This window comes from Streptomyces sp. NPDC111802 (genome assembly GCF_055634335.1).
In genome coordinates, this window is the sequence record NZ_JBVKCZ010000098.1 from 1 (window position 1) to 10,425 (window position 10,425).

Consider the following 10,425-nt stretch of genomic DNA (forward strand, 5'->3'; position numbering starts at 1 on the left):
CGACACGCGAACCTGCCGGACCAACGCCCCCGACAGGAACGAACACGACATCACGGGCGCACGATCAACCGCTCGGCGTCGTGAAACAACGAGGCAGAGGCCTTCCGGTCATGCATATAGACAGGGCCCGCAGTCAAATGTCTTGCATATTTGCATGATCCGCATCGATACCTCTGTCCCGCACCAGAACGTCACCTAACGGCGCGTTTTGCCGCGCGACTGCGCAGAGGATCTCGTTGAGCCTCCCGAGCTGGCCAGGTCGGCCAACTCCTCTACAAGAAATGGGTTGACGACGCATGAGGCCCGCGTAGTGGGGCAGGGGCGCTGGTAGGAACGGCGCCACCTTCCTTGAGATGGTGGCTGTGACTAGTCAACGGGCAGGGCGGTGTTGCAGGGGATGAGCCAGAAGAGCGGACGTATCGTTGGTCTGCAGCAGCCGCATACAACTGTTCGAGAAGAAAACTATTACAGTTACCCCCGAGACTTGATCGATGCGCAGACGGAACTGGGCCAGATCCACAATGCCCTGAAGGACTTCTTCGGGAGCCCCCCTGGCCCAGCGCAGCAACAGAGCGCTCAGGAGTCCCTGGAAACAGACCTCTGGCCCGTCCGCTCGTCCAACAACTTGGCCGACTCCGACGACGACGCCACCATCGCCAGACTGCGGGCCCGGGCAGCCGAGCTCATCGGCAAGATCGTGGCCCACGGGTTCTGGAGGGAGTTGGACCCCGCCGATGTACTCACGGCGTGGAAGGGGCTAGAAGATGGCCGTGAGGAGAGATCAGCCGACACCGCCGGCTGAGACGCCTCATCATCGCGGGCACCAAGAGCCCGGCAAGACCCCGCCTGGCAAGGAGAACGCTGGCTCGACCGGCCGCGGAGTCCGGGGCGCGCGATGGGGCGGGCGGATGCGTTCGCTGCGAGGCGAAGGGGCCGACCCCAGCGGTACGGCCGAGGGTGATGTCGGTCAGCCAGAGTGGTCAGGCCCCGCCCGGAACGGCCTGTCCATGCTCGCAGCCAAGTCGCGGCCTTCGCCGGCGCTGACCCGACTGCACTCACCGATGCTGCCTCCACGAGGGCATTCGGCCTGGCCCGCCGCAGAGCGGGTGGGCCAGGGGCGGGATCCTCGCCCAGGTACACCAGAGCCACCATGGCCCGCGGGGACAGGCGGAGTTTGCAGCGGCGCCCTCGCAGGTGAGATCAGCGCGCTCACCACTCGACAACTGCGTGCGGCAAGCCGAGAGCACAGCCACGGGGGCCAACCGGGCCTCGTGGGCTCGTAGTTGAGATGAGAGAGACTTCGCTTCGCTCAACTGCCCCACGGCCTCGCCTCAGCCCGCTGAAGCTGTACGTCCCTAGCAGGGATTTCGGTCAATCTTCGCCCCAGATCCGTGGTGTAGCTGCCGGGCCACCGGCAATTGACAGCGGGCAAAGTGCCTGGGTGGGCGCCAGCTCGGTGGTTCACAGAGGCCCGCAACAGCTAGCGCGGTTCGGGACTGAAACCGCCCTCGTGCCATCCGGAGCTGCCTGACCTGCTCTCAATCAGGTGATACAACGCGTAAGCACCACCTCTTCGAACGGGCTTGCCATTAGAGGGGGTGCGGCACGGTTTTCCGGCGCTCTCGCATCCGACACAGTCAGGCGGTGCTTCAGCGTGTCCCGTGAACCTAACACCCGTCTGAAGACGCTGATGCAGGCGGCGGGGCTGAACCCCGCGCAGCTGGCCCGTGCGCTGCGCCCCCTGGCGGCCGAGCAGGGTCTGTCCGTGTCCTACGACTACACCACTGTGCGGCGCTGGCTGGGTGGCACTCAGCCCAGACCACCCGCGCCCGCGCTGTTGCTGGAATGCCTCTCTCGCCGCCTTGGCCGACCCGTCACCGCACAGGAGGCCGGCCTCACGTCCACACCTGCCGTGGCGGTGGACCCAGGATGGGAGGCAGACCCGTTACGCAAATTGTCCCAGCTCACCAGCGCCGAACTCGACCCAGCCCGGCGAAAATTACTCGGAACCGACGGGTTCAGCCTGGCCGCTCTGGCCGTATCTGAGCAACTCGCGCCACCTGTCCAAATGGACCAGCCCGCACCGGACGGATCTCATACTGCGCATCCCGGCTCGACCGAATCCAATCATTTGCACGGCATGGCACTCCACTTCCACACTGCAGCCGAGGAGTACGGCGGAGAGCCGGTGAGGGCTGCCCTGGCGGCGTTCCTCGCACACCACGTCATCCCCGTCTTGCATACCGAGAGAAATGAGCGCAGTCGACGCGCCGTGCTGTCCGCAGCCGCCCAACTGACCCTGCTGCTGGGCCTCATGAGCGCGGACAGCGGCCACGATCGGACCGCCCAGCACTACCATCACGTAGCTGCCCGGTTCGCCGCTGATGCAGGTGACTCCGCCACCCTCGCTATCGCTCTGCGCATCATGGCCACTCACGCATTCGAGCTGGGCCACCACACGCCGACCGTACTCCACCTCAGCCAACAGGCCACAGCGTATGCCGGTGCCGCTCCGCCAGCCGTCCAGGCCTACACCCACGCCCATTTAGCCGTGGTTGAGGCCTATTTCAACGCGCGCGCCGCCCTGGACACCCTCGAGCGTGCCGAACGTCTCCATGCTCGTTCCGACGCCCCTCCCGGGCCGTTCACTGCCTATCCGGTTGGCGCCCTGTATTACCAACGCGCCGAGGCGCTCAGTATCCTCAGCGATCACTCTGGCTCCGTCAACGCGCTGAACACATCACTACGCATGCGCAGTCCCGCCGAACACCGCGCTGTCGCCCTCACTAGAGCCCGCCTCGCCGAAATCCACTTGAGCGTCGGCCATCTCGAACAAGCCCTGTCCCACTGGCAAGCCTTCCTCACCGCCTATCCCACCCTGCACTCTGCCCGCGCCGCACGCCATCTGCAATTCTTGCGAGAGCAACTCCGGCCCTACCAGCGTCACCGGGCAGCACGCCAACTTCTGAACCAGGCGCGTCTCCTTGCTTGAGGCCGCCTGGGGCGAGGCGTACCAATTCTTCGGGGGGTGGGGGCATGCTCGGCGACAGCCGTCTTCCGGCGTGGCGCTCAAGAGATCCGCAGAGGAGGCTCATCGGCATGGGTCGCTCGGTCTGCCGCACAATGAGGCTGCCGTCCTTGCCGACTAACGTCTTGTGACGTCTGCCTGGCGGCACTGTCAGGGCTCGCAATTTCGCTTGCATCAGACAGAATCGAAGTCGGAGACTGGTTTTTACATAAGATAATTGCAGTGTCAACTGGATCTTGCATGGCTGTATTGTTTCCGATTATCGCGGACTCTGTATGATGACACGCAGGGTGATCGGCACATAAGCGCGCCCGTGCACACCCGGTTCACTGTGGAGCCACAGCGCTGCGATCGCTGACTGGCAGCTGGATGCCGGTCCGAATGTCTCGGTCCGGGGGACCTATCTTGCACGCCACCGCGTCAGCCTCTGGGCGCTGATCCGTCACCGAAGCGGCTTGGCAACTGCCCGCTTGAGCCGGACGAGGTCACGAGCCGCCTGTCCGGCCGACCGGGGGTGCCCGAAAGACGGCAGTACCGGAAACTGCACACAACGGACAGGGGCCAGGGATTGTCTGGTGGCCGTCTGCCCGGTGCCGGGGCAGGGCTTTCGGCGCCCGGCCGGGGGCGAGCGGCAAAGGCTGCGCAGAAAGGTGCTTGCTGTGGACACCGCGGCTTTAGCGGGGCTCTGGGCGCTGGGCTGGGTGCTTCGCGCCCGCGGTTGCCACACAGGGCGGTTGTGGCCGGATTGCCGATGGAGCTGGCGGCCGGCGCACGCCGGGCCCACCTTCTGCACACCGTGCGGTCTTCCCCGCTTGCCCCGGCGCCCACGCACTTGGGGGCGCCGACACTCGTACGTACCGTCCTGTGTTGGCCGGCCGAGGCGGAGCCGGTGCACCTCACCGAGGAGACGTCCCCCCGATGGGCCGCAGGTGACCGTGCCCCTGTTCCAGTCACCCCGCCGGGAACAGTCAGTAGCCGAGAAATGTGACAGCTGAATGCCACCAGGCAGGTTGCCGAGAGCTGCCCAACCCCCTGCTGCGCTCAGCTGCTCTTTCACATTTGGCGGGCAGAACGCGGCGGCAGCGCTGTTCCCAGGATTCAGGAGGTACTGATGCCTGACTTACGACGCAGGTCCTGGCTGGTGGTCGCGACCGCCTTCCTAGCAGCACTGTGCTCGCTTGCACTGGCCCCGCTCGTCTTCTCGGCGCTGGGGACGGGCGGTGCCGCCGCGACCGGCACCGAGGCGGAGCGGGCCGGGCGGCAGGCCGAGCGGCTGGGCGTGTTTGCCCCCGACCTCGTACTCGCGCTGTCGGGGCGGCCGGGGCCCGGGCTGCAGGAGGGCGCGCAGGACGTGGTGCGGGCGTTGTCCGCCAGAAAGGAGGTGAAGGCAGTGTGGTCCGCACAGACCGCGCACGACCCGTGGCTGCGGTCGTTGGACGGGCGGACCCTGCTGGTGGAGGCCCGGCTGGCGGGATCGGACGAGGAACGCAAGGAGGTGGCGCCGGGTGTTGTCGCCGCGGCCCGCTCAGCCGCCCCCGCGCTACGGGTGGAACCCAGCGGTGGGGCCTGGGCCAACCGGGAGATCGACGAGGCGATCGAGCGGGATCTGAGCCGGGCGGAACTGCTGGCGGCGCCCGCGCTGTTCGTTGTCCTGGTCTTCGCCTATGGCTCCATCGTCTCTGCCTTGCTGCCCGTGATGGTGGCCGTTCTCGCCGTCAGCTGCACACTTCCGCTGCTGGGCCTGCTGACGCTGGCTGTCGAGATTCCACGGCCCGCTGTGAACACTGCGTCCGCGATCGGCCTGGGGCTCGCCGTCGACTACAGCCTCTTCTTATTGGCCCGGTTCCGGGAAGAGCTGGGCCGGGGCGGCGATCGGGAGAGCGCTCTGCGGGCAGCCCTGCGCTCCAGCGGCCGGATGATCGCCTTCTCGGCCGCCGCCATCGCGGCCTGCCTCGCTGCCGCCATGGTCGTGCCCGTGCCGCTGCTGCGCGGGCTGTCCATGGCGGGCATGGTCACCGCGGTGCTGGCGGCGCTGGTCGCGCTGACCGTGCTGCCCGCCTGCCTGCGGCTGCTCGGGCCGCGCATCGAGCGCTGGGATCCGCTGCGGCGGTGGCGGCGCGGCGGCACGGGTGACGGCAGCCGGTTCTGGCGGCGCACGGCCCACGCGGTCACCGCGCAGCCCGTGCTCGCCGGCGGCCTCGCGGTCTTGGTCCTGGCACTGCTCGCGTTGCCCTTCACCCACGCCCGGCTCGGCCTGGTCGACGAGCGCACCTTGCCCCCGTCGGCTTCGGCGGTCACCGTGGCCGAACGCGTCCGCACCGGATTCGCGGTCCCACCGGAACGGCTGCTGACGGTGGTCGTCACCGGCCCCCGGGCGGCGACCGAGGCCGGCGATTACACCAAACACCTGGCAGGCATCAAGGATGTGACAGATGTACGGGTCGTACGGAAACTCTCCGGCAAGGCTGCTGCATCGCCCAGCAGCCAGACTGTTGTCCTTGCCCTTGCCACCGGCGTGGGCCCCGACACCCGCGCGGCCGAGGAACTCGTACGGGCCGTACGCGAGGCGTCCGCTCCTGGCGCCGTGGCCGTCGGTGGGCGGGCCGCCGAGGTGGCCGACACCCGCGAGGCCGTACTCGATGCCCTGCCGCTGTGCCTGCTGGTGCCGGCTGTGGCGCTCCTGCTCCTGCTCGGCAGTTACACCCGTACGATCGTCGCCCCGCTGAAGGCGCTCGCCGTGGGGGTGGTGAGCCTGGGCGGGAGCCTGGGGGCGATCGTGGTGCTCTTCCAGGACGGGCGGGGCAACGAGCTCCTGGGCGGATTCCGGGCGACCGGCTCACTGGACGCGTCCACGTTGCTGTTCGTCCTGTTCATCACCCTCGCGCTGTCGGTGGACTACGAGGTGTTCCTGCTGGGCCGCATCCGTGAGGAGTACCTGCGTTCGGGCGACAACCGCACCGCGATCGTCGACGGCATCGCACATACCGGCCGGCTGATGACGTCCGCCGCGGCGGCGGTGGCCATCTCCACCGCCGCCATGGGCAGCTCCGACGTCGCACTGCTCAAGCTGATCGGCATCGGCATCGCACTCGGCGCGCTGGTGGACGCCGTCCTGGTGCGCGGGGTCCTCGTACCAGCCGTCATGGCCGCCCTCGGCCCGGCCAACTGGTGGGCCCCGACCCGCGTGCCCGCGCGGCTGCTGACCGCACGCAAGGAGAAGGGTGACGGCTGAGGCGTACCAACGCCCCTGACCGCGCAGCCGACGTGTGGGTCCGGGCGAGGCACCCCGCGGATGAAACGGCGGTCGGAGTGGGGTATCGGAGGAGTAGCTGCGACGGGATGGCTGCCTGCCCACCGGTCCACCACAGAAATGACCGGCGGCGGCCCTTCAACTGGTCCTGTCAGCAGGGACGTTCGTTGATCCCTGGTGGTGGGGGATGATCACGGGGCGATCGTGTAGGCGCAGGTGCCAGACCGCACTGAGTGGACACCCAGGCCGTCGCAGGACCGACCGGCGGGCTGTTCGGCTCTTCACCCGCAGCTCCTCAGCCATCGGCTGCTCTGTCTCGGTCCCCGGCCGGGTGGTCGATGCCCGTCCCGCCCCGCTTGCACCCTCGGTCAGGCACATGGCCACGTGGGGGCAATGGGCGCCGACCTGGACCCTCCCAGCGCATGGCCGGCTCATCCACGCAGGGCTGTACGGGGTGCGGACCAGGACCCGCCGGGCTGTGTACGGACGCCATCGATACCGAGGGCCACGTTGCGTGGCGTCGGGGACGACATGCCTCACGGCGTCAACCGGTATCGCCCGGAGGATGGTGTGGGGGATGGGGGAGGAGGGTCTCAAAATCCCTCGCACGCGGTGGGTGACCCGTCGGCCCAGCCTCTCCCTCGCCCCGCCAGGGCGCCGACCGTGTGGATCAGACGGCGACGGTCCAGTCGCGAAGCTGCCGGGCGATCCGGGCCACACCGAGTACTCCGGAGGCGGCGTCGCGTACCAGGGCGACAGCCGCCTTGGGCGGGTAATCAAGGTGGCATTCGTTGAGGGAGAGGTAGGCCTCGGTGGCATGCCATGCGAAGGCTTCGCCTGAGTGCTCCAGGCACGGCAGCTTCGCCAGGGTCTGCAGCAGCGCGGCCGCCTTGATGTGCAGGGATCCGTAGATGTCACGTTCCATCGCCCTGGCGTTGACCCGGGCGACAGCGGCATAGAGCGGCCCGTAGTCGTCTACCTGGGGATCGCCGTCGAGCAGTTCGGCGGCGTGCAGCAGGAAGGTGACGTCGAGCGGGTGGAGCGGTTCGCGCTGGGTCACGCGGCGTGACCTCGCTCCTGGTGGTCGAGCTCCTGCTGCGCCTGCTGCTCGGCCGCCCGGTGCTCGGCGCTGGGCTCCACGGCGCTGGATTCGGCCGCGAAGGCCGCGCCGCTGCGGGCCATCGATGCCTTGAAGCCGTCCAGGAACCGCTGCTCAACGGCGGTCGCGCGGGCGTAGGCGGCCGACAGGATGTACTCCTGCATGCTGACCCCTTCCTGCCTTGCGGCAGCCGCGATGGCAGCCCGCTGCTGTGGGTCGGGGAAGCGTAGATTCATGGCCTTGGGTTCCGTCATGGCACCCAAGGTACCAGCGGTACCATGCTGAGGTCTCCTGGAACCACGAGCCCGAACCTCGATCAGGGGTGGAGCCTCGCCCGTGCCGGGCCTGAGCGAGGCGTACCCGGCTGCCGCCTCCGGAAGCAATGCGATGACGTGTCCGTCCTCGGGTCGGAGAACGGACACCGTCAGGAGGCCGGCGACCCCGTGGACGAGTCGGTCAAGGCCCTCGCCTCGTGGGTGCCAAGACGGCGCCACCGAGGTGGTCGAGCACGATGCGCTGGGCGCCCTCGACAGTCAACCGTGGGGGCCGGGCGATCTCGGTGCGGCCGTGGAAGACGACCGGCTCACTGGAGCGGAGCATGACGCGGACAGCCAGCCGATGAAACGGGCCGGAGGGCTCAGGAGTCGTCTTCTTTCCACGCGTCGACAATTCCGTCCCAGTCTCTGACGCTCATGTGGCGGTATGGGATGGCGCGCTGTCTCGGCCTCCTCCTACCGCCGGCGCGCTGTCGGGGAAGTGGGCGTCTTCGCTGTTGGGGAGTTGTCAGAGTGCCGTCTGGAGGCTCTCGCGGACATCGATCCGGGGTGGTGGATGTCTGGGAGATCGACTGGCAGCGAGGCTACTGGCTTCTCCTCGCCCACGTGCGGGCCGGTGGCGTGCTGCCCTCCGTGGCGGGCGAGCTGATCGTGCAGGGCGAAGATCTCGGGGCGTGGGTCGGCGGACAGCGCACAGGATGGGACAAGCTCATGCCCGCTCAGCAGTACCTCCTCGAAACACTCGGCATCCAACCCGCAGGCGAGAGCGAGGTCGCGGTGCCCGCCCACCGCACGCAGAACGACCGATGGACGGCCAACATCGCAGCCGCACAACAGCCTACGCCCGCGAAGGCCACCTACGAGTGCTCCGCCAACACGTAGAAAACGTGGGCGGAGAAGCAGTCCGGCTGGGGCTCATTCCTCGACAACACCCGCCGCAGAGCCGCGAAATTGAGTCCGCAGCGCCGCGCTGACCTCGACGCCCTCGGCATGCGATGGGGCGGCCGGGATCGCACCCCTGCTGCATGGTGATCCTCAAGCTTCAGGCGGGAGTCCGTGCCGAACACAGACGGGCGTACGCGGACGGCGGTCCTGGCGTGATCCTTCGTGCTGGCCAGAGCGCGAGTTCCACCTGTCCCAAGACCGCCGTTAGGGGTGAGTCTGCTACATCACGACGCTCAGCAAGAAGCATCCGCTGCAGCGTCACCGTTGCGAGGCGACGTATGCGCGTGTCGGAGCGCGCCACGGCGAGGTCGTCGGGGGCCGTGCGTTGTACGCGGCCCTGAACCATGGCCATGCCGACATCACCCGGCCACCGGCGGACATTCGCCACGCGTCGGCACGGACGAGGAACGCCTTGCTTCGCGCCGAGAGCCCATCTTTGAACCTCTGTTGATCTCGTTCCGGCGTCACTGTGGCGGGCTGTGTGCGCATGGGGCTCTTCGCTCTCAATGGTCCGGCAGCGGGCTTTGCGGAGAGCGTTCGGGTGTTCCGAACGCTGTGGCCGTACGCCTTTGCGGTGCGGGTCGGCGGGCGGATTGTGCCCGTACCGGGCGGGCCGGAGCTCCCCTCTTCACGGCCACGGGGCCGCGCTCCGGCCTGGCAGGGGGTGGGCATGGTGCCCAGTACGGAGCAGATCGGCAGCGTCAGCATCGCGCGGTACGAGCAGATCGTGGAGAGGATGCGCGAGGCCGTCGGCACGATGGCGAAGTGCCAGTACATCATCGGTGACGGTGCCTTCGAAGTGGTGCCGATGCAGGAGCATGGCGGGCGGTCGGTCGGGGGCGACCTGTTCGGGGTGTCGGCGTGGCTGCACCGGCTGTCGGAGGACATCAACGTCCCCTACAACACGATCAAGGAGTATCGGTGGGTGGCCAGCCGGTTCCCGGAACGGCACGGGTGCCCTGGGGTGGCTTTCAGCACTCACCAGGTCCTCGCAGCGATCTCAGACCCCGCCGAGCGGTGGGGAGCGGTCAAGAACCCGCCGCTGGACGAGCGGACCGGGAAGCGGCGGCGGACGCCGGAGGTGACGCGGGGAAGAAGACGCCGGGCCGGAAGAGACACATAATCGTGGACCTCAAAGGACTCCCGCTGTTCGTGATGGTCACCCCGGCCGACATGGACGACAGCGCTGCGGCCCGCGAAGCCCTCTTCCGACTCCGGCTGATGCACCCCGAAATCACCACCATCTGGGCCGACCTGGCCTGCGCCGGCACATTCGTCACCTGGGCCAAGAGCTTCCTTCACCTGACGATCAAGACCGTGAGCAGGCGTTGGGTGGTGGAGAGGTCACTGGCGTGGTTGCTGCACGCGCGTCGGAACGTGCGCGACTACGAGATCCGGCCCGAGCATTCCGAAGCGATGCTCACCCTCGCCGCAATCACCCTGATGACACGCCGCCTCACCCGGCCCGCGATCCGGCCCAACACGGGTCGGCCCCGCCCTCAACCGACACTGCAGACAGTCTGACCTGCCGGGCGGCACCTGGCTGTCACCGGCACCGCAATCGTGTTGTCCTGCTGGCCTTGCCTCGCGCAGTTCAGGTCTTCAGCACGCGATGGCCGCTGTCACCGTCCCTCGCATCCTCGAAACTGCACGCAAAGTATCTATCTGATTACATTAATGCACCAAAGGTCCATTTCGGACGCTTGTTGTGAGAACCGTGGGAGTGCTGAAGACTTAGGTTCAAGGGGTCGTCGCAACACCGCTTGGCTTTAGACGGTGAGTAGATCACGTAGACGCTCGGCTGGGGTATCCCAGCCGAGCGTCTTGC

6 protein-coding genes and 2 pseudogenes are annotated in these 10,425 nt (G+C 67.8%); 6 read left to right on the top strand and 2 right to left on the bottom strand.

The window, feature by feature from the left end; genetic code table 11:
* Positions 1-397 precede the first annotated feature (397 nt).
* The 3 genes from ACZ7NC_RS43055 (at position 398) to ACZ7NC_RS43065 (ending at position 6,260) form a co-directional block, all read left to right on the top strand.
* Positions 398-802 carry a hypothetical protein gene (locus ACZ7NC_RS43055; protein WP_471497397.1) on the top strand — a complete coding sequence of 135 codons (405 nt, stop codon included), beginning with the start codon at positions 398-400 and terminating at the stop codon, positions 800-802.
* Between the two features lie 852 nt (positions 803-1,654).
* Entirely contained in the window at positions 1,655-2,992 is a 1,338-nt protein-coding gene (locus ACZ7NC_RS43060; RefSeq protein ID WP_471497399.1) for a hypothetical protein, read from the top strand.
* Positions 2,993-4,139: 1,147 nt separating this feature from the next.
* Positions 4,140-6,260: an MMPL family transporter gene (locus ACZ7NC_RS43065; RefSeq protein ID WP_471497401.1), complete on the top strand. Its 2,121-nt coding sequence runs from the start codon at positions 4,140-4,142 to the stop codon at positions 6,258-6,260.
* A 688-nt stretch (positions 6,261-6,948) separates the two neighbouring features.
* Here the strand turns inward: ACZ7NC_RS43065 and ACZ7NC_RS43070 are convergent.
* Both ACZ7NC_RS43070 and ACZ7NC_RS43075 read right to left on the bottom strand, forming a co-directional pair.
* Positions 6,949-7,338: a fic family toxin-antitoxin system, toxin component gene (locus tag ACZ7NC_RS43070; RefSeq protein ID WP_471497403.1), complete on the bottom strand. Its 390-nt coding sequence runs from the start codon at positions 7,336-7,338 to the stop codon at positions 6,949-6,951.
* The gene (locus ACZ7NC_RS43075) at positions 7,335-7,631 is read right to left on the bottom strand and encodes a type II toxin -antitoxin system TacA 1-like antitoxin (RefSeq protein ID WP_471497405.1); all 297 of its coding nucleotides are present in this window, start codon (positions 7,629-7,631) and stop codon (positions 7,335-7,337) included. Before ACZ7NC_RS43075 ends, ACZ7NC_RS43070 begins: the two co-directional genes overlap by 4 nt.
* Positions 7,632-8,201: 570 nt before the next feature.
* Between ACZ7NC_RS43075 and ACZ7NC_RS43080 the strand changes: the two genes are divergently transcribed.
* The 3 genes and pseudogenes from ACZ7NC_RS43080 to ACZ7NC_RS43090 all read left to right on the top strand — a co-directional run.
* The gene (locus tag ACZ7NC_RS43080) at positions 8,202-8,534 is read left to right on the top strand and encodes a helicase associated domain-containing protein (protein WP_471497407.1); all 333 of its coding nucleotides are present in this window, start codon (positions 8,202-8,204) and stop codon (positions 8,532-8,534) included.
* A gap of 871 nt (positions 8,535-9,405) precedes the next feature.
* A pseudogene (locus tag ACZ7NC_RS43085) lies at positions 9,406-9,627 on the top strand (DUF6192 family protein); the annotation flags it as partial.
* A pseudogene (locus ACZ7NC_RS43090) lies at positions 9,600-10,106 on the top strand (transposase); the annotation flags it as partial. The pseudogenes ACZ7NC_RS43085 and ACZ7NC_RS43090, both read left to right, overlap by 28 nt.
* Positions 10,107-10,425 lie beyond the last annotated feature (319 nt).